Raw genomic sequence first — 18,116 nt, 5'->3', positions numbered from 1 at the left:
CTCAAAGGACCCCTTCAGCACCATGTCCCCCACCACCCCTTGGTGGCGCAGCGCCGTCATCTACCAGGTCTACATCCGCAGCTTCGCCGACGGAAACGGCGACGGCGTCGGCGACATCGCAGGCATCCGCTCCCGCCTGCCGTACCTCAAGTCGCTCGGCGTCGACGCCCTCTGGATCAACCCCTGGTACAAGTCCCCTATGGCCGACCACGGTTACGACGTGGCCGACTACCGCGAGATCGACCCGCTGTTCGGCACCGTCGCCGAGGCCGAGCAGCTCATCGAGGAAGCGCACCAGCACGGGATCCGGATCATCCCGGACATCGTGCCCAACCACACCTCCGACCAGCACGTGTGGTTCCAGGCGGCACTCGCTGCCGGACCGGGCAGCCCGGAGCGGGAGCGCTACGTCTTCCGGCCCGGCCGCGGAGCCGACGGCACCGAACCGCCCAACGACTGGGTCTCCTGCTTCGGCGGCCCGGCCTGGACCCGACTGCCCGACGGTGAGTGGTACCTGCACCTCTTCGCCCCCGAACAGCCCGACCTCAACTGGGAACACCCCGAGGTGAAGGCCGAGTTCGAATCAGTCCTGCGGTTCTGGTTCAGCCGGGGCGTGGACGGATTCCGCATCGACGTCGCGCACGGGCTCATCAAGCACCCCGAGCTGCCCGACCTGCCGTCCCGCCGCGAGGCGGAGGACGGGCAGCCCCAGCAGCATGCCGACCACCCCCACTGGGACCGCGACGAGGTCCACGACATCTTCCGCGCCTGGCGCAAGGTGGCCGACGAGTTCCCCGGCGACCGCTCCTTCGTCGCCGAGGCATGGACGGACACGCCCGAGCGGCTCGCCGCCTACGTCCGCGCCGACGGCCTGCACACCGCCTTCAACTTCGACTTCCTCATGACCGACTGGGACCCGAAGGACCTGCGTGCCGTCATCGACGACACGCTCGCGATGCTCGACGGAGTCGGCGCCCCGGCCACCTGGGTCATGTCCAACCACGACGTCGTACGCCACCCCAGCCGCTACGGCCGCAAGGCCGCCAAGAAGTGGCTGGCCAACGAGCCCTACCGGCCCGCAGGCCCCGCGAACCTCGAACTGGGCACCCGACGCGCCCGCGCCGCCGCCCTGCTCATGCTCGCCCTGCCCGGCGGCGCCTACGTCTACCAGGGCGAGGAACTCGGCCTGCCCGAGGTCGAGGACCTGCCCGCATCCGCCCTCCAGGACCCCATCTGGGAGCGCTCCGGACACACCGAGCGCGGCCGCGACGGCTGCCGGGTCCCGATCCCATGGTCCGGACAGACCGCACCGTACGGCTTCAGCCCCGACAACGCCTCCGCCACACCCTGGCTGCCGCAGCCCGCGGACTGGGCCGGGCGGAGCGTGGAGGCACAGACCGGGGACGAGACGTCCATGCTGGAGCTCTACCGCAGCGCCCTGCGCCTCCGCCGCGAGCACCCCGCCCTCGGCGACGGCACCCTCACCTGGCTGGACGCCCCCGCCGGAGTCCTCGCCTTCAGCCGCGAGCCCGGCTTCATCTGCGTGGTCAACCTCTCGGCCGAGGCGTACCAGCTGCCCGACCGCACCTCGATCCTGCTGTCCAGCGAACCCGTCGAGGACGGCCGGCTGGCTCCGGACCAGGCGGCCTGGCTCGCGGTGTAGCGACCGTCAGCCCTCCCAAGTCCGCCAGGGCCTGTCCGGTCTCCCTCCCCGCCGGCCGGACAGGCCCTGGTCCCTTCCGAGGGCACATCCAGGGCACATCCAGGGCACATGAGCCTGGGAAACGGCGTTGACCAGTGAGAACTACTGAGAGCTGTTTCCGCAGGTCAGCGCACATGCACCCAAGAAATCCCAGGTCAGCAACCCACCCCTCCCAATCGCTGCACGAGTGGCAGGACTTCAGCCACCGGCTGCATGAGGCGGGGCATCAGCCTTATTGCCTTGTCTGGCCCTGAGCTGGGGTTTTGATGGTGGCTGGCGCTGTGACCGCATAAGTTCGCCGGGTTGGGTCAGGCTGCGGTTTTGAACGGGTGCCGCCCGCGCGGATGCCTTTCTCGCTGCGGATGCGGGCGCGTTCCTTGCATGCGGCGGCCAGGACATCGAGGCGACAGGGGGCCGGCACACGGTCGGGGTCCAGGCAGGTCAGGCCGATCTCGTTGAACCGATGGATCGCATCGCGCACGGCGTCCTCGTCGGCCTGCACCGGCTGGGCGATCGCCGGCATGCCGGCCCGTCGGCCGACACCGGAAGCATCATCGTGCGCCGGCGGGCGCACCGAGCCGCCCTGTCCCGACGCGCGGGCGGACGAACGGCAGCGATTGAACAGATCGTTCACCATATTTTGTTGACATCGAATCGTGCGCGCCTCACCCTCGTCTCATGCCTTCGACTCCCGATCAGCACACCGATCCCTTCACGCCTCCTCGGCCGGAGCAGGCGCGAGCGCACCGCGTCTACGCCTCCTTGTTTCGCATCGCCGAGCGACACGCGGCCACCGACGAGCAACGCCGCCGACAGGTTCATCCTTCGCTCATCGGGCCGCACGAGGCCGTCAGACTCGTGGAGTTCCTGCTCAGCGGGACCGCACAGCAGGATGACGGCGAGCCGGAGGTGGACCACGCCGACATCACCGCCGCATTGAGTCTCGTTCCGCTGGTTCGCGCGGAGATGGACGAATCGGAAGCCGGGCTCCTCAAGATGGCCCGGGGCCGCGGCATGACCTGGCAGGAGATCGCTTTCGGACTCGGGCTCGGCACTCCACAGGCCGCCAGGCAGCGATACGAACGACTGGCCGGCCGCGCCGCAGTCGACGTGGACGGCTCGGAGTAGGCACTGGCCATGGGGCGATCCTGATGCGGCGTACGAGGCCTGTGTCGTCGAGCCGATCACCCGGCTGAGCGCGCGCGGGCCCGGCATCGCGTTGCCGCCGTCGGCGTCCATCCGCCTCCTGGCCGCCGACGACCCCCGACCGGCGCCGGTCCCGGTGGTCGGCGGACCGCGTCGCGTCGAGTATCCGGCGTGGAGCCGGTTCGGCCCGAGCCAGGCCGTCCGGGCGATGCTCGACGTCCTCGTCTCGCTGTCGCCGTGGCATCGCGCGTCGGGCCGGGCCGCCCCACCGGCTCGACCGGGGTCCGGTGTCCGGCCTCGCCGCCGCCGTCCTCACCGTCACGCCGGTGTGCAGCGTGCGGTCATGCGGCGCACCTCGTGCCGAGCGACCCAAGCGGCATGCCAGGATGATGTTCTGACAGTCACTCACTGCGGTTCATCTGGTGGCGGGACGCGAGTCCAGGACGGAGCGAGGGAAATGACCTCTCCTCGTAGCAACGACGGCGGCGACAGCGACGGCGTCGACGGCGGCAAGGGCGGAATCGACGCCCCGCCCTTGACGATCGACACGAGCAAGCCCCACCCGGCCCGGATGTACGACTACTTCCTCGGCGGGAAGGACAACTACGAGGTCGACCAGGCGGCCGCCGAGAAGTTCATCAAGGCCGCCCCGGAGGTACGGGTGGGCGTCCGGGCCAACCGGACCTTCATGCACCGCGCCGTCCGGCACGTCGTCGCCGAGGGCGGCATACGGCAGATCCTGGACATCGGCACGGGCCTGCCCACCGAGCCGAACGTGCACCAGATCGCGCGCGCCATCGCCCCCGGGACCCGTATCGCCTACGTCGACAACGACCCGATCGTCAGCACCCACTCCCGCGCCCTGATCGACGACGAGACCGACACCTCCGTCGTCCTGGCCGACCTGCGGGACCCCCTGGGCGTCCTCGACCACCCCGGCGTACGCAAGATCATCGACTTCGACCGGCCGGTGGCGCTGCTGCTGGTGGCGATCCTGCACTTCGTCACCGAGGCCGAGGACCCGAAGGCGGTCGTCGCCGCCCTCCGCGACGCGCTGCCCACCGGCTCCTACCTGATCCTCTCCCACGCCACCGGCGACGTCCACGAGGACGGCCGCAAGGACGCGGTGGCCGTCTACAAGAACGCCACCGCCTCCATGAACCCCCGCACCCGCGCCCAAGTCCTGGACTTCTTCGGCGACTTCACCCTCGTGGACCCGGGCCTGGTCCTGGTCCCCGACTGGCGCCCCGAGGAGCCCGCACAGCCCGGCACCCCGCCGATCGGCATCTACGGCGGAGTGGCCCGCAAGGACGGCTGAACGGGGGAGGCGGGTCGCCGACCCCCCTCCCTCACGCCCCGGCGGTCGCCTGCCCGGCGTCCGCGAACCGCCGTACGTCCCGTTGGAACAGCGGCACCGCAGTCGTCGCCGTCAGCGCCGCGAGGCCCGTCCACAGGACCGGTCCGTTGCCGAAGGCGGTCGCGGCGAGGGGAGCCAGGGAGAAGCCCAGAGGCTGGAGGCCGTACGTGCCGATCGTGTCGATCGCGAAGACGCGGCCGAGCTTGTCGGAGGGGATCGCACGTTGCAGGGCGCTCGCCCAGGCGACGTTGAAGACGGCGTAGCCGAAGCCGGTGACGGCCATGGACAGACCCAGCAGCGTCAGCGGCGCGTTCGCCAGCAGACAGGCCAACTGACCGGCGAGCAGGCCCAGTCCGAGGACCGCGACCGTGCCGGGCCGGCGCGGGGACCAGGCCGCGATCGCCATCCCGCCCGCCACCGAGCCGACCGCCTGGAGCGCGACCATCGGGCCGTACGCGGCGAACTCGCCCCGCTCCGCGAGGATGATCGGCAGCAGGACCGCCACCGGGGCCATCACCAGCAGGAGCTGGAGGGTGCCCTGCACGATGATCGTCAGCACCCAGGTCCGTTCGCGCACCGCGGCGAGGCCTTCGCGGGCCTGGCGCAGCACCGTGCCGCCCGTCGTGCGCGCCGGACGCGGGTCGCCGACCCGGCCCAGGGTCGCCACGCTCGCGGCGAACGTCCCGGCGTCCAGCCAGAACACCAGGTCGAAGGCCGTGCCGGAGGCGGCGCCGGACGCCGTGCCCGAGGTCGCGCCGGCCGTTCCCGCCGCGAGCAGCAGCCCGCCGAGGGCGGGTCCCAGCACCTGCCCGGTGCGTACGGTGATCGAGCGCAGGGCGTTCGCCTTCGGCAGGTCCTCGTCCGGCACCAGGTCGGGGATCAGCGCCCCGAAGGCGGGGGTGAAGACCCCGGCGGCGAACCCGGTCGCCAGCGCCAGCAGCACCGGCACGAGCAGCGGGGCCCGCGCCGCGCCCAGCGCGAAGCAGACGGCCGTGACCAGTCGTACGACGTCCGCCGCCGCCATCACCCATGACCGCCGCAGCCGGTCGGCCAGCACCCCGCCCAGCAGCGCGGCCCCGACCAGGGCCAGGCTCTGCGCGCCGAGGACCAGCCCGAGGTCGGTCTTCGAGTGGTGGGCCAGGACCGCGCCGGGCAGCGCGACCAACGTGACCCCGTCCCCGACGGCGCTCGCCGCCTGCCCGCACCACACCCGCCGAAACCGCGCGTGCCGCAACACGACGGCGAACGCCAGCACCCGCACGAAACCCCCCACGAACCCTTCACGCGTCCACCTATGTGAACAGAAATCATGTACCGGTCTCTTGACGTGTTCAGGGCGGCGGTCCTAGCTTCCCATGGAAAGCGCTTTCTGGATGTCCGTCCCGCCGTAGCGGCACCCGCACCCGCCCGTTCTGGACATGGAGATCAACGATGCGTCAGACACGCCAGATACCTCAGATACCTCAGATACGTGCTTCGCGACCAGTGAGGACTCCCGCAGTAGCCCTGGCCTGCACCGGTCTGCTGGCGGGCGCGCTCGTCGCGCTCGCCGGCGCCGCTCCCGCCCAGGCCGCCACCGTCCGCTACGAGGCCGAGACCTCGCCCGCGGTCTGCACCGGCACCGTCGACTCCGACTGGACCGGCTACTCCGGCAGCGGATTCTGCAACGGCACCAACGCGACCAGCGGATACGCCCAGTTCACCGTGAACGCGGCCACCGCCGGCACCGCGACCCTGAACGTCCGCTTCGCCAACGGGACCACCACCGCCCGCCCCGCCTCGCTCGTCGTCAACGGCGCCACCGTGCAGACGCCGTCCTTCGAGGCCACCGGCGCCTGGTCGACCTGGGTCACCAAGACCCTCACCGTGTCGTTGAACGCCGGCAGCAACACCATCCGCCTCAACCCCACCACCGCGGACGGGCTGCCCAACGTCGACTACGTCGACGCGACCACCACCGACAGCACCACGCCCCCCACCAGCGGCGCGATCTACGTCTCGCCCAGCGGCGCCGACAGCGCGGCCGGCACCCAGTCCGCCCCGACCACCCTCGCCTCGGCGATCAGCCGCGTCACCGCCGGCGGCACGATCTACCTGCGCGGTGGGACGTACAGCTACTCCTCGACCGTCACGATCCCGCAGACCAGCAGCGGGACCGCGAGCGCCCTGACCACCCTCTCCGCCTACCCGGGCGAGACGCCGGTGCTCAACTTCTCGGCGCAGACCGAGAGTTCGTCCAACCGGGGGCTCCAGCTCTTCGGCTCGTACTGGCATGTGTACGGCCTCGTCGTCGAACACGCAGGTGACAACGGCATCTACGTGGGCGGCAGCGACAACGTCATCGAGCGCACCGTCACCCGCTACAACCGGGACACGGGGCTCCAGCTCGGCCGGATCGCCTCCAGCACGCCCGCCGCCCAGTGGCCGTCCGACAACCTCGTCCTGTCCGCCGAGTCGCACGACAACGCCGACTCCGACGGCGAGGACGCCGACGGGTTCGCCGCGAAGCTCACCACCGGGGCCGGGAACGTCTTCCGCTACTCCGTCTCGCACAACAACATCGACGACGGCTGGGACCTCTACACCAAGACGGACACCGGGGCGATCGGTCCGGTCACCATCGAGGACTCGCTGTCGTACAACAACGGCACCCTCTCCGACGGCACCGTGAACTCCAACGGCGACCGCAACGGCTACAAGCTCGGCGGCGACGACATCGCCGTCAACCACGTCGTACGGCGCAGCATCGCCTACCACAACGGCAAGCACGGGTTCACCTACAACAGCAACCCGGGCTCCATGGCCGTCTCCAACAACCTCAGCATCGACAACGCCACCCGCAACTACTCCTGGGACGCCGGGACTTCGGTGTTCCGCACCAACACCTCGTGCCGGTTCAGCGTGAGCGGCTCCAACGACAAGACCATCGGGGACGCCGACTCCACCAACCAGTTCTGGACGGGCGCCAACGGCTCGCGGTGCGCGTCGTATGCAGGCGCCCTGGCCTGGTCGTACGCCTCGACCGGCAAGCTCGTCGTGACCTTGGGAGGCGTCCAGGTCACGTTGTGACCGTCCAGGTCACGTTGTGACGCGCTGGACCCGGACGGCGGGGCGAGCGGGGTGAGCGGGGTGAGCGGGGTAAGCCGCCGCAGCAGCGGGGAGAACCGGGCCTGCCCCCCCGCCTCCTCACCCGGCGTCGCGCCCGCCGTCCGGCAGTACTCCGCCCACCGTGAAGCCGATCACCGAGCCGCCGCCCGCCCGCCGGAAGGCGAACGGGGAGCCCCCGTGGGCCAGCGCGACCTCGCGTACGATCGACAGGCCGAGGCCCGAGCCCGGGAGGGAGCGGGCGTCGGCCGCACGGTAGAAGCGGTCGAAGACGCGGGTCAGGTCGGTCTCGGCGACGCCGGGACCGCGGTCGAGGACCTCGACGCGGACCGTGCCGGGCCTGGCGGGGCCGGTGACGGAGATCTCGACGGGCGCCCTGCCGTTGCGGTCGAACTTGGTCGCGTTCTCCACCAGGTTGGACAGCGCCCGCTGGAGCATCCCCGGCCGCCCGTCGGTCGTGGTGTCCCCGCTCGCGCGGACCAGGACCTCCCGCCCGCTGCGGCGCCGGGCGAGGCCCGCGACCTCCTCGGCGATGTCGGCCAGGTCGACCCGCTGCGGCGGCTCGGTGTCGGACTGGCCGGCGGCGAGGTCGACCAGCTCGTTGACCAGGTCGGTCAGCTCACGGGCCTCCTGGGTCAGGTCCGCGACCAGCTCCTCCCGGGTGTCGGGGGGCAGCTCGTCGATACGGCGGAGCAGCGAGATGTTCGTGCGCAGGGACGTCAGGGGCGTACGCAGCTCGTGTCCCGCGTCCTGGACCAGCCGACGCTGGTCCTCCTCCGACTGGGCGAGCCGGCCCAGCATGCGGTCGAAGGCGCGGCCGAGGCGGCCCACCTCGTCGTAGCCGGTGACCGGCACCTGCACGCCGAGCCGACGGGTGCGGGCCACGTCCTCGGCGGCGGTGGTGAGGATGACCAGGCGGTGTGTGATGCGCCGGGCCAGCCACCAGCCGAACAGACCCGCCGCCGTCACGACCGCGATCATCAGGATCAGCGTCCGCTGCTGGAGAGCGCGCAGCAGGTCCTCGGTGTCGCTGAACTCCTGCGCCACCTGCACCGCGCCCCGGCCGCCGCCCAGGGAGACCGTGGCGACACGGTAGACGTCGCTGCCGACGTTCACGTCCTTGTGCTCGGCCATCCGCCCGGCGGCCGCGGCGGCCGCGATCGTCCGGTCGGCGGACACCACCGGCAGCCCGGGGCTGCCGCTGTCCACGACCGAGCCGTCGGACCCCAGCACCTGTACGTCCGTACGGGCCGGCCGCACGATGTCATGGCCCGGCGCGGCCGAGGAGAAGTCCTCCGGCACCATCTTCAGGTCGCGCACCTTGGCCCGCAGATCCTGCACGACCTCGTCGAACACGGACTCCTGGTCCACCCGGACCAGCCGGGCCGCCGCCGAGTACGACAGGACGCCGATCAGCACCGTGACGACGGCGGTCACGGCGGCGAAGGACACGGCGAAGGTGGTGCGCAGCGACACCAGCTTCGGCCGGGGCCGGGACAGCAACCGGGACAGCAGCCGGCGCAGCCGACCCAGCGGCCCCGACGACCCCGGCCGCCCCGGCCATCCCGGCCGCCCCACTCAGTCCTCCCGCAGGACGTAACCCACCCCGCGCACCGTGTGGATCAGCTGCGGGGCGCCGGGCTGGTCGAGCTTGCGGCGCAGATAGCCGACGTAGACGGCGAGGTTCTTGGAGCCGGGCCCGAAGTCGTAGCCCCAGATGCGGTCGTAGATCGTGGAGTGGTCGAGGACGATCCCGGCGTTGCGCACCAGCAGTTCCAGCAGCTCGAACTCGGTCCGCGTGAGCTCCAGCTCCCGCTCGCCCCGCCACGCCCGCCGCGCCTGCGGGTCCATCCGCAGGCCGGCCGCCTCCAGATAGCGGCCGAGGGCCCGATCGCCGGATCGTTCACCGGGTCGTTCACCGGCCCGCTCGGCGGCCTGCGGTTCCTTCGCCGCACCGGGCCCGTGCCCGGATCCGGATCCGGACGTCGGCGTGCCGTTCGAGCCGGTCCGGCGCAGCAGCGCCCGCAGCCGGGCGAAGACCTCCTCGACGTCGAACGGCTTGACGACGTAGTCGTCGGCGCCCGCGTCCAGGCCGGCGATCCGGTCGGCGGTCTCCACCAGCGCGGTCAGCATCAGGATGGGCGTGCGGTCGCCCTCGGCGCGCAGCACCCGGCAGACCTGGAGGCCGTCGATGCCGGGCATCATCACATCGAGGACGAGCACGTCCGGCGGACTCTTGTGGGCGTGCGCCAGCGCCTCCACCCCGTCCGCGACCGCGGTGACCTGGTAGCCCTCCAGGGCCAGGGCGCGTTCCAGGGCGTGGCGGATGGCGCGGTCGTCTTCGGCGAGCAGCAGGGTGGGAGGCACGCGGTCCAGTTTGCCAAGCTTTCGGAGTGGGACGACCTGATGATCTCCCTTCCGGTGGCCTTCTTACTGCCCTCTCACTCTGCTCCGGGCAACCCGTAGGCCGTTCTCAGCCTGCGGGCCGCAGCGCCGCCAGCTGTTCCTCGAACGGTACGACCGCGAGGTCGTCCTTCACCCGCCTGGGCGCGGACAGCCCGCCCATCAGCGCCGCCAGCTCCCCCGCGGCCCGCTCGATCCGCTCGGGCAGCCCCTCCGCTCCCCAGTCCTCCGAGGCCGCGTACACGGCGGTCGGCACGACGACGGCCCGGAGGTAGGCGAAGAGCGGCCGCAGCGCGTGCTCGAGCACCAGCGAGTGCCGGGCGGAGCCGCCGGTCGCCGCGATCAGCACCGGCTTGCCCGCCAGCGCCTCCTGGTCCAGCACGTCGAAGAACGACTTGAACAGCCCGCTGTAGGAGGCGGAGAACACCGGCGTGACGACGACGAGCCCGTCCGCCTCCGTCACCGCCTCCAGCGCGTCGGCCAGCTTCCGCCCGGGGAACCCGCTGGTGAAGTGGTGCGCGATGTCCACCGCGAGGTCGCGCAGCTCCACCACCTGGACGTCCACGGACGCACCGGAGGACGTACCGGAGGACGCCTTCTCACGCACCGCTCCGGCCAGCCGGTCGGCCAGCAGACGGGTCGACGACGGGACGCTCAGCCCCGCCGAGACGACGACGAGCTTCATGCGACGCTCACCCCTTCCTGGGCGGCCTTGAGGGATGCGTGGGTCGGGGCGTCCGGCACGTCGGCCGGGCGGCCCTTGGCGAACTCCTCGCGCAGCACGGGCACGACCTCCTCGCCGAGCAGGTCGAGCTGCTCCAGCACGGTCTTCAGCGGCAGGCCGGCGTGGTCCAGCAGGAACAGCTGGCGCTGGTAGTCGCCGGCGTACTCGCGGAAGGACAGGGTCTTCTCGATGACCTCCTGCGGGGAGCCGACGGTCAGCGGGGTCTGGTCGGTGAAGTCCTCGAGGGAGGGCCCGTGGCCGTAGACCGGCGCGTTGTCGAAGTAGGGGCGGAACTCGCGCACCGCGTCCTGCGAGTTCTTCCTCATGAACACCTGGCCGCCGAGCCCGACGATCGCCTGCTCCGGGGTGCCGTGCCCGTAGTGGGCGTAGCGCTCCCGGTACAGCTCGACCATCCGCTTGGTGTGGTCGGCGGGCCAGAAGATGTGGTTGTGGAAGAAGCCGTCGCCGTAGAAGGCGGCCTGCTCGGCGATCTCGGGCGAGCGGATGGAGCCGTGCCAGACGAAGGGGGGTACGTCGTCCAGCGGCCGGGGCGTCGACGTGAAGCCCTGGAGCGCCGTGCGGAACTTCCCCTCCCAGTCCACGACGTCCTCGCGCCACAGCCTGCGCAGCAGGGCGTAGTTCTCGACGGCGAGGTTGATGCCCTGGCGGATGTCCTGCCCGAACCAGGGGTAGACCGGGCCGGTGTTCCCGCGGCCCGTCATCAGGTCGACGCGCCCGTCGGCCAGGTGCTGGAGCATCGCGTAGTCCTCGGCGATCTTCACCGGGTCGTTGGTGGTGATGAGGGTGGTGGAGGTGGAGAGGATCAGCTTCTCCGTCTGCGCGGCTATGTACCCGAGCATGGTGGTCGGCGACGACGGCACGAACGGCGGGTTGTGGTGCTCGCCGGTCGCGAAGACGTCGAGTCCGACCTCCTCGGCCTTCAGCGCGATGGCGACCATGGCCTTGATCCGCTCACGCTCGGTCGGCGTACGGCCCGTCGTCGGGTCCGGCGTGACATCGCCGACGGTGAAGATCCCGAACTGCATGGTCGCTCAACCTCCAAAGTTGTTGACCGTTCAACTATACCTCTCCAACGGGCGCCCCCTCCGGGTTATTCCGGCGATCGCCGGTCCGGGGCATTCGGTGATCGCCGGTCCGGGGCATTCCGGCGATCGCCGGTCCGGGGCATCCGGTGATTGTCAGTGCCCCGTCCTACGCTCGATCACATGGCCGCCCCACGCCGTGACACCCGAGGCATCGTCGACCCCGCCGAGCTCCTCGCCCGCGTGCGCTTCCGCCGCCGCGAACCGGCCCCGCCCCTGCGCCCCTACCTGGAGCACTACTGGCTGATCGACTGGGACCTCTCCGAGCCGTACGCCTCCCATGTGGTCCCGCACCCGTCCGTCAACATCGTCTTCCAGCGGTACGAGGACCAGGAGCCGTTCGCCGAGATCGCCGGGGTCGACCTGAGCCTCTTCACCCAGAAGCTGGCCGGGACCGGCCGGGTCTGCGGAGTCCAGTTCCGCCCGGGCGGCTTCCGCCCCTTCGCCCCCGAGCACCCCGTGAGCCACTGGACGGGCCGTCGGATCCGCCTCTCCGACATCGACCCGGCCCCGATCCTCGCCCCGCCCGACGAGGACGCCCGCGTGGCCGCCCTGGACGCCTGTCTCCTCTCCCTCTCCCCCCGCCCCGACCCCCAGGCCGACCGGGCCATGGCCCTCGTCGCCCGCATCCGCACCGACCGCACCGTCCGCAGGGTCACCGACCTGGCCCACGAGGAGGGCGTCTCCGTACGACTCCTGCAGCGCCTGTTCGCCGGGTATGTCGGCGTGGGCCCCAAGTGGGTCATCCTGCGCTACCGCATCCACGAGGCCCTGGAGCGGGCGGAGACGCAGGAGGCGGTCGACTGGGCCGCCTTGGCCGCCGACCTCGGCTATGCCGACCAGGCCCATCTGGTCCGCGACTTCAAGGCGACGGTGGGCGTCCCCCCGACGGCGTACGCGCCGGCCTCAGCCCATAAGTAGCGCGTCCATATACGAGTTGAGCGGCTTCCGGATCTTCTGCACGCTCCGCACGTCCAACGCCACGGCCGCCGACGAGGTCCCCAGCTTCCCGCTCGCATGCCAGACCCCGGTGACCGTCACCCAGGTGTCCACCTTCGGCATGGCGACCCCGTACACCCGCACCTTCAAGGTCATGGCGTCCGCCGCACAGCAGCTGACGACGATACGTGTCACGTACCAACCGTCCGCACCACCGCCCCCGCCCCCGCCGCCTCCCACCGGCGACGCGAACCCCGTCATCTGCACCGTCCGCCCCTTGACCGCCCGGCTGCGGTCCTGCTGCACCCGCTGGGTGAAGTCGGTGAGCGTGATCGGCAACGGCGAGGTCTTCGGCAGCGGATCGAACCCGCCGTCGTCCACCGTCGCGACGACCTTCGCCGGCTCCCGCGAGGCGGTGTACGACCCGAGCGCGGGCGGCGCGTAGAACAACAGGCTCAGCACCGGAAGAAACAGCAGCCAGGCGGCACGGGGCACACGAGAGTGATCATGCCCGTGTCCCTCTCCGTGTCCCTCTCCGTGTCCCTCTCCACGTCCCGACCCGTGGCCCTCTCCGTGCCCCTCTTCTGTCCTCGCCCGCCACAGGGCCCACGCCTCCATCGCCCCCAGCACCACCAGCAACACCCCGGACAGGACCAGCCACGGTCGCATCCCCTGCTTCACATACCTGAGGTACTCCTCGGTGAGAAGCGAGGTCTGCAACAACCCCAGCCCGCTCAGCACCAGCAACGCGACCTGCACGAACCGCTTCACAGCAGCACCCCTCCCACGACCGCGCTGCACGCCACCGCGACGACCACCGTCGCCGTCGAGAAACGGACCGCGAAAGCCCGCCCGAACGTCCCCGCCTGCAGAGCGATCAGCTTCAGGTCGACCATCGGCCCGACCACCATGAACGCCAGCCGCGCGGTCGGCGAGAACCCGCTGAGCGAGGCCGCCACGAACGCGTCCGCCTCACTGCACACCGCCAGCACGATCGCCAGGGCCGCCAGGAACAGCACCGACAGCCACGGCGAACCGGCGAAGACGTCCAGCACCGTACGCGGCACCGCCACATTGAAGGTCGCCGCCGCCATCGCCCCCACCACCAGGAAACCGCCCGCATGCAGGAAGTCGTGCTGGAAGCCGCGCCGGAACTCCGTGAAACGGCTGTGCCCCGGCCGGTGCCCGGTGTGCCGCACGGCCGGCCGCAGCCACTCCTCCTTGCCCCGCCAGAGCCACAGCCAGCCCATCACGGCCGCGGTGACCAGCGAGGCGAGCAGCCGGGCCAGCACCATCTCCGGACTCCCCGGAAACGCGATGGCCGTGGCGGTCAGCACCACCGGGTTCACGGCGGGCGCGGACAGCAGGAACGCGAAGGCCGCGGCCGGCGTGACCCCCCGCCCGATCAGACTGTTCGCCACCGGCACCGAGGCGCACTCGCACCCCGGCAGCACCACCCCCGCGACCCCGGCGACCGGCACGGCCAGCGCGGGCCGCTTCGGCAGCAGCCGGCCGAAGACGCTCGCCGGCACGAACGCATTGATCGCCCCGGACAACGCCGTGCCCAGCAGCAGAAACGGCAGCGCCTGCACGGTCACCGCCAGACACACCGTCCGCCACGCCTGCACGGCCGGCTCGTCCAGCGACCGCCCGACGACCACCAGCACCGCCCCGGGCAACACGGCCGCACCCAGCAGCAACAGCGGCCAGAACCGCGGCAGCCCCCGCCCCGGAGCAGCCCCCGCCACCGCGCCCTCGGCCACCGTCGGCCGTATCTCCGTCACCTGCATCCCGCCCCGCCCCATCCCGAGATCGTACGACGCACCGACCCCAAGGGAATCAAGGGAACCAAAAGAAGAAAGAGAAGAAAGAGAAGAAAGAGGGGAGAGGGGAGAGGGGAGAGGGGAGAGGGGAGAGGGGAGAGGGGGAGAGGGGGAGAGACAGGCAGAGGGGCGGAAATCAGAAGAAGTAGGAGTCCCCGGTGTCCAGCACCAGCACCTGCTGCCGGTCATTGGCCCGGTTGCGGTCCACCGCCCCGCCCGACCACACCGTGTCCACCTCCAGCGTCACCTCCGTCGGCCGCCCCCGCAGCCACACCCCCAGCTCGATCCGCTCCCCCGTCTCGTCCGCGCCCAGCGGACCCGTACGACACACCACCGACCGCTCCCCCGTGCGCGCACACCCCTCGGGCAGCCCCTGCGCCCCCGCCGCCAGCGGCGCCGACCACCGCAGCCGTACGGTCGCGTCGGCGACGTCCGCCGGACCGTGGTTGCGCGGAGTCAGCCGTACGTCGACCCGGCCGCCGTCCATCACGGCGAACCCGTGGTACGACAGATCGGCCTCGGCCGCGTCCTGCACGTCCTGCGCCGCGAAGGCGGGCGAGGCCGCTCCCCACACCGCCACGGCGCCCCACACGGCGAGCCCCCGCATCCTGCGCATGCCACCACTCCTCGTCCCTCGGCCGGGTCGTACGCAGGGGATGTATCCCACGCCGAGCCGACGGCGAGTCGCCCTCCAACAGGTGACGCGGGAGGGCGTGCGAGGCTGACCGGCATGTCGGTCCTCCGCTCCGCCGCCCTGTTCGTCGTCGCCGCGTTCTTCGAGATCGGCGGCGCCTGGCTGGTCTGGCAGGGCGTGCGCGAACACCGCGGCTGGCTGTGGGCGGCCGGCGGCGTCCTCGCCCTCGGCGCGTACGGCTTCGTCGCCACCTTCCAGCCCGACGCCCACTTCGGCCGCATCCTCGCCGCCTACGGCGGCGTCTTCGTCGCCGGCTCGCTCCTGTGGGGCATGGTCGCCGACGGCTACCGCCCCGACCGCTGGGACGTCACCGGCGCACTGGTCTGCCTCGCCGGAATGGCCGTGATCATGTGGGCCCCGAGGAACGGCGGCTGACGTCACCTACCCTGGGCAGCAGCCGATCGTATGAACTTCCGCATCGCATGAACCGCGTACGGACTCCTGAGGAGCACGCCATGGCCACCGCCGCACCGTCCACCGCCTCCCGCATCGCCGTCGTCACCGGTGCGAGCAGCGGAATCGGCGCCGCCACCGCCCGGCAGCTCGCCGCGGCCGGCTACCGGGTGGTCCTGACCGCCCGCCGCAAGGACCGCATCGAGGCGCTGGCCGAGGAGATCGCGCAGACCGGCGGCTCGGCGACGGCGTACCAGCTGGACGTGACGGACCGCGCGGCGGTCGACGAGTTCGCCACCGCCTTCAAGACGATCGGCGTGCTGGTGAACAACGCAGGCGGCGCGCTCGGCGCGGACCCGGTCGCCACCGGCGACCCGGCCGACTGGCGCACGATGTACGAGACGAACGTCCTCGGCACCCTCAACGTCACCCAGGCCCTGCTCCCCAGGCTGATCGCGAGCGGCGACGGCACGGTCGTCGTAGTCTCCTCCACGGCCGGACACGGCACGTACGAGGGCGGCGCGGGCTATGTCGCCGCCAAGCACGGCGCCCACGTCCTCGCCGAGACGCTGCGCCTGGAGATCGTCGGCCAGCCGGTCCGCGTCATCGAGATCGCGCCCGGCATGGTCAGGACCGACGAGTTCGCCCTGACCCGCTTCGCCGGCGACGAGGACAAGGCCGCGAAGGTCTACGAGGGCGTGGCCGAGCCCCTCACCGCCTCCGACGTGGCGGAGACGATCACCTGGGCCGTGACCCGCCCCAGCCACGTCAACGTAGACCTCCTCGTCCTGCGCCCCCGCGCCCAGGCGTCGAACACGAAGGTCCACCGGGAGCTGTGATGACCGACCGGGACGAGGAGACCGAGGCGGACGGGGCGGACGAGGCGGACGAGGCGGCGAAGTCCCTCGAACAACGCCGCCTGATCCAGGAGACCAAGAACGAACGCCACATGTGGGTCTTCCTGGCCTACTTCCTCTTCGGCATCCACGTCATCGCGTTCGTGATGATCTACGCGGTGCGGCACGCGAACAGGTAGGGCCGGGGCGGCGGGTCAGGGCCGAGGCGTCACTTTCGACGTCATCTCGTTGTGCGACCCGGAGAAGTCGCTGTTGTAGTACATGCAGAAGCGGTTGGCGGGGCAGGAGGACGCCGCGTCGGGGGCCGCCGACGCGGGGGCCGCCATCAGCGGCCCGAGCGCGAAGGCAGCGCTGAGGGCAACGGCCGCAAGCCTGGTGAGACGTCGCATGTCACTCCCCGTGTGTGAACGACCGCCACTGAGCGGCCAGGCCCCCAGACTCCCCGGCAAGCACCGACAAGGCTCTAGCACAGCCTCCACAGCTCGTTCGGCAATGCGTCTACGGGAGATCCAGGCTCGCGTCAGCCCTTCACGCAGACGACCTGCTTCAGCTTCGCCACGACCTCCACCAGGTCCCGCTGCTGATCGATGACCTGCTCGATCGGCTTGTACGCGGCCGGGATCTCGTCCACGACGCCGGAGTCCTTACGGCACTCCACGCCCCGCGTCTGCTCCTCCAGGTCCTTCGTCGTGAAGCGACGCTTCGCCGCGTTGCGGCTCATCCGCCGACCCGCGCCGTGCGAGGCCGAGTTGAACGCCTTGGCGTTCCCGAGGCCCTTCACGATGTACGAACCCGTGCCCATGGAGCCCGGGATGATCCCGTACTCGCCGGAGCCTGCCCGGATCGCGCCCTTGCGGGTCACGAGCAGGTCCATCCCGTCGTAGCGCTCCTCGGCCACGTAGTTGTGGTGCGCGCTGATCTCCGGCTCGAAGGTCGGCTTCGCCTTCTTGAACTCCTTGCGGATCACGTCCTTCAGGAGCGCCATCATGATCGTGCGGTTGTACTTGGCGTACTCCTGCGCCCAGAACAGGTCGTTGCGGTAGGCCGCCATCTGCGGGGTGTCCGCGACGAAGACGGCGAGGTCACGGTCGATCAGACCCTGGTTGTGCGGGAGCTTCTGGGCCACGCCGATGTGGAACTCGGCCAGTTCCTTGCCGATGTTGCGGGAACCGGAGTGGAGCATGAGCCAGATCGCTCCGTCATCACCAATGCACACTTCTGTGAAGTGGTTGCCACTTCCAAGCGTTCCCATCTGCTTGGTTGCACGTTCCTGACGGAACTTCACCGCATCGGCGATTCCGTCGAACCGCCCCCAGAAGTCGTCCCACCCCGCCGTGGCGAACCCGTGCATCCGCCCCGGATCGACGGGGCTGTCATGCATCCCCCGCCCCACCGGAATGGCCTCCTCGATCTTCGAGCGCAGCCGGGACAGATCCCCGGGCAGGTCGTTCGCCGTCAGCGAGGTCTTCACCGCCGACATCCCGCACCCGATGTCCACGCCCACCGCCGCAGGGCAGACAGCCCCCTGCATGGCGATGACCGACCCGACGGTCGCGCCCTTCCCGTAGTGCACGTCCGGCATCACGGCGAGGCCCTTGATCCACGGCAGGGTCGCGACGTTGCGCAGCTGCTGGAGCGCTCCGTCCTCGACCGTCGCCGGGTCGGCCCACATACGGATGGGCACCTTCGCGCCCGGCATTTCCACGTACGACATATCGTCCTCATTCCCCCGAAATCACTACAGAAGTCACCAGTCGCAAAACCGGTGCCAAGGTCGACGAAAAGGACGGCGGACCGGCATCCACGGTGTTGCGTGCGATACACATTGTCTGCAGGGGCCGCCCCCGTCCGGCAAGCGATTAACCAGCGG

19 protein-coding genes are annotated in these 18,116 nt (G+C 71.0%); 8 read left to right on the top strand and 11 right to left on the bottom strand.

Annotated elements, in window-relative coordinates:
* Positions 1 to 22: 22 nt before the first annotated feature.
* Positions 23 to 1,663: a glycoside hydrolase family 13 protein gene (locus tag OG562_RS24830; RefSeq protein WP_266401344.1), complete on the top strand. Its 1,641-nt coding sequence runs from the start codon at positions 23 to 25 to the stop codon at positions 1,661 to 1,663.
* 271 nt (positions 1,664 to 1,934) lie between these two features.
* Here the strand turns inward: OG562_RS24830 and OG562_RS46040 are convergent, their stop codons facing one another.
* A complete protein-coding gene (locus tag OG562_RS46040) occupies positions 1,935 to 2,339 on the bottom strand; it encodes a hypothetical protein (protein ID WP_323187551.1) in 405 nt (134 codons plus the stop codon).
* A gap of 41 nt (positions 2,340 to 2,380) precedes the next feature.
* Between OG562_RS46040 and OG562_RS24820 the strand changes: the two genes are divergently transcribed.
* Both OG562_RS24820 and OG562_RS24815 read left to right on the top strand, forming a co-directional pair.
* Positions 2,381 to 2,830: a DNA-binding protein gene (locus OG562_RS24820; RefSeq protein ID WP_266401343.1), complete on the top strand. Its 450-nt coding sequence runs from the start codon at positions 2,381 to 2,383 to the stop codon at positions 2,828 to 2,830.
* Positions 2,831 to 3,305: 475 nt separating this feature from the next.
* Complete coding sequence (locus OG562_RS24815; RefSeq protein WP_266401340.1) at positions 3,306 to 4,166, top strand: SAM-dependent methyltransferase; 861 nt, start codon at positions 3,306 to 3,308, stop codon at positions 4,164 to 4,166.
* Positions 4,167 to 4,197: 31 nt separating this feature from the next.
* Here the strand turns inward: OG562_RS24815 and OG562_RS24810 are convergent, their stop codons facing one another.
* Positions 4,198 to 5,478: an MFS transporter gene (locus OG562_RS24810; protein WP_266401339.1), complete on the bottom strand. Its 1,281-nt coding sequence runs from the start codon at positions 5,476 to 5,478 to the stop codon at positions 4,198 to 4,200.
* A 212-nt stretch (positions 5,479 to 5,690) separates the two neighbouring features.
* Here OG562_RS24810 and OG562_RS24805 point away from each other — a divergent pair, with 212 nt between their 5' ends.
* Positions 5,691 to 7,274, top strand: coding sequence for a CBM35 domain-containing protein (locus OG562_RS24805; protein WP_266401336.1), 1,584 nt, complete (start codon positions 5,691 to 5,693; stop codon positions 7,272 to 7,274).
* 117 nt (positions 7,275 to 7,391) lie between these two features.
* Here OG562_RS24805 and OG562_RS24800 read toward each other — a convergent pair whose 3' ends face one another.
* From OG562_RS24800 to OG562_RS24785, 4 genes are all read right to left on the bottom strand, one after another.
* A complete protein-coding gene (locus tag OG562_RS24800) occupies positions 7,392 to 8,843 on the bottom strand; it encodes a HAMP domain-containing sensor histidine kinase (RefSeq protein WP_266409496.1) in 1,452 nt (483 codons plus the stop codon).
* Positions 8,844 to 8,888: 45 nt separating this feature from the next.
* Positions 8,889 to 9,677: a response regulator transcription factor gene (locus OG562_RS24795; protein WP_266401335.1), complete on the bottom strand. Its 789-nt coding sequence runs from the start codon at positions 9,675 to 9,677 to the stop codon at positions 8,889 to 8,891.
* Between the two features lie 106 nt (positions 9,678 to 9,783).
* Entirely contained in the window at positions 9,784 to 10,398 is a 615-nt protein-coding gene (locus tag OG562_RS24790; protein ID WP_266401333.1) for an FMN reductase, read from the bottom strand.
* Complete coding sequence (locus tag OG562_RS24785) at positions 10,395 to 11,483, bottom strand: LLM class flavin-dependent oxidoreductase (RefSeq protein ID WP_266401330.1); 1,089 nt, start codon at positions 11,481 to 11,483, stop codon at positions 10,395 to 10,397. Before OG562_RS24785 ends, OG562_RS24790 begins: the two co-directional genes overlap by 4 nt.
* A gap of 180 nt (positions 11,484 to 11,663) precedes the next feature.
* Here OG562_RS24785 and OG562_RS24780 point away from each other — a divergent pair, with 180 nt between their 5' ends.
* A complete protein-coding gene (locus tag OG562_RS24780) occupies positions 11,664 to 12,461 on the top strand; it encodes a helix-turn-helix transcriptional regulator (RefSeq protein ID WP_266401328.1) in 798 nt (265 codons plus the stop codon).
* Here OG562_RS24780 and OG562_RS24775 read toward each other — a convergent pair.
* From OG562_RS24775 to OG562_RS24765, 3 genes are all read right to left on the bottom strand, one after another.
* Entirely contained in the window at positions 12,447 to 13,250 is an 804-nt protein-coding gene (locus OG562_RS24775; protein WP_266401325.1) for a TIGR03943 family protein, read from the bottom strand. The genes OG562_RS24780 and OG562_RS24775 overlap by 15 nt on opposite strands.
* Positions 13,247 to 14,269, bottom strand: a complete 1,023-nt coding sequence (locus tag OG562_RS24770; protein WP_266409495.1) for a permease — start codon at positions 14,267 to 14,269, stop codon at positions 13,247 to 13,249. The genes OG562_RS24775 and OG562_RS24770 overlap by 4 nt, the downstream gene beginning before the upstream one ends.
* A 169-nt stretch (positions 14,270 to 14,438) precedes the next feature.
* On the bottom strand, positions 14,439 to 14,918 hold the full coding sequence (locus tag OG562_RS24765) for a hypothetical protein (protein ID WP_266401322.1): 480 nt from the start codon (positions 14,916 to 14,918) through the stop codon (positions 14,439 to 14,441).
* 114 nt (positions 14,919 to 15,032) lie between these two features.
* Here OG562_RS24765 and OG562_RS24760 point away from each other — a divergent pair, with 114 nt between their 5' ends.
* From OG562_RS24760 to OG562_RS24750, 3 genes are all read left to right on the top strand, one after another.
* Positions 15,033 to 15,371: a YnfA family protein gene (locus OG562_RS24760; RefSeq protein ID WP_266401320.1), complete on the top strand. Its 339-nt coding sequence runs from the start codon at positions 15,033 to 15,035 to the stop codon at positions 15,369 to 15,371.
* A gap of 80 nt (positions 15,372 to 15,451) precedes the next feature.
* Positions 15,452 to 16,228 (top strand): SDR family NAD(P)-dependent oxidoreductase, encoded by a 777-nt coding sequence (locus OG562_RS24755; protein ID WP_266401318.1) that lies wholly within the window; start codon positions 15,452 to 15,454, stop codon positions 16,226 to 16,228.
* On the top strand, positions 16,228 to 16,425 hold the full coding sequence (locus tag OG562_RS24750; RefSeq protein WP_266401316.1) for a hypothetical protein: 198 nt from the start codon (positions 16,228 to 16,230) through the stop codon (positions 16,423 to 16,425). Before OG562_RS24755 ends, OG562_RS24750 begins: the two co-directional genes overlap by 1 nt.
* Before the next feature lie 15 nt (positions 16,426 to 16,440).
* Here the strand turns inward: OG562_RS24750 and OG562_RS24745 are convergent, their stop codons facing one another.
* Both OG562_RS24745 and OG562_RS24740 read right to left on the bottom strand, forming a co-directional pair.
* Entirely contained in the window at positions 16,441 to 16,635 is a 195-nt protein-coding gene (locus tag OG562_RS24745) for a peptidase inhibitor family I36 protein (protein ID WP_266401313.1), read from the bottom strand.
* 131 nt (positions 16,636 to 16,766) lie between these two features.
* The gene (locus tag OG562_RS24740; RefSeq protein WP_266401310.1) at positions 16,767 to 17,960 is read right to left on the bottom strand and encodes an RtcB family protein; all 1,194 of its coding nucleotides are present in this window, start codon (positions 17,958 to 17,960) and stop codon (positions 16,767 to 16,769) included.
* Positions 17,961 to 18,116: the final 156 nt, after the last annotated feature.

Origin of the sequence: Streptomyces sp. NBC_01275 (assembly GCF_026340655.1) — a bacterium.
Classification (GTDB): domain Bacteria; phylum Actinomycetota; class Actinomycetes; order Streptomycetales; family Streptomycetaceae; genus Streptomyces.
This window is presented reverse-complemented; position numbering and strand designations above follow the sequence as displayed.

Bases quoted from the DNA above. Each gene is read 5' to 3' on its own strand.
- OG562_RS24830 (WP_266401344.1), top strand. From the start codon at position 23: ATGTCCCCCACCACCCCTTGGTGGCGCAGCGCCGTCATCTACCAGGTC.
- OG562_RS46040 (WP_323187551.1), bottom strand. From the start codon at position 2,339: ATGGTGAACGATCTGTTCAATCGCTGCCGTTCGTCCGCCCGCGCGTCG.
- OG562_RS24820 (WP_266401343.1), top strand. From the start codon at position 2,381: ATGCCTTCGACTCCCGATCAGCACACCGATCCCTTCACGCCTCCTCGG.
- OG562_RS24815 (WP_266401340.1), top strand. From the start codon at position 3,306: ATGACCTCTCCTCGTAGCAACGACGGCGGCGACAGCGACGGCGTCGAC.
- OG562_RS24790 (WP_266401333.1), bottom strand. From the start codon at position 10,398: ATGAAGCTCGTCGTCGTCTCGGCGGGGCTGAGCGTCCCGTCGTCGACC.
- OG562_RS24785 (WP_266401330.1), bottom strand. From the start codon at position 11,483: ATGCAGTTCGGGATCTTCACCGTCGGCGATGTCACGCCGGACCCGACG.
- OG562_RS24780 (WP_266401328.1), top strand. From the start codon at position 11,664: ATGGCCGCCCCACGCCGTGACACCCGAGGCATCGTCGACCCCGCCGAG.
- OG562_RS24770 (WP_266409495.1), bottom strand. From the start codon at position 14,269: ATGCAGGTGACGGAGATACGGCCGACGGTGGCCGAGGGCGCGGTGGCG.
- OG562_RS24765 (WP_266401322.1), bottom strand. From the start codon at position 14,918: ATGCGCAGGATGCGGGGGCTCGCCGTGTGGGGCGCCGTGGCGGTGTGG.
- OG562_RS24760 (WP_266401320.1), top strand. From the start codon at position 15,033: ATGTCGGTCCTCCGCTCCGCCGCCCTGTTCGTCGTCGCCGCGTTCTTC.
- OG562_RS24755 (WP_266401318.1), top strand. From the start codon at position 15,452: ATGGCCACCGCCGCACCGTCCACCGCCTCCCGCATCGCCGTCGTCACC.
- OG562_RS24750 (WP_266401316.1), top strand. From the start codon at position 16,228: ATGACCGACCGGGACGAGGAGACCGAGGCGGACGGGGCGGACGAGGCG.
- OG562_RS24745 (WP_266401313.1), bottom strand. From the start codon at position 16,635: ATGCGACGTCTCACCAGGCTTGCGGCCGTTGCCCTCAGCGCTGCCTTC.
- OG562_RS24740 (WP_266401310.1), bottom strand. From the start codon at position 17,960: ATGTCGTACGTGGAAATGCCGGGCGCGAAGGTGCCCATCCGTATGTGG.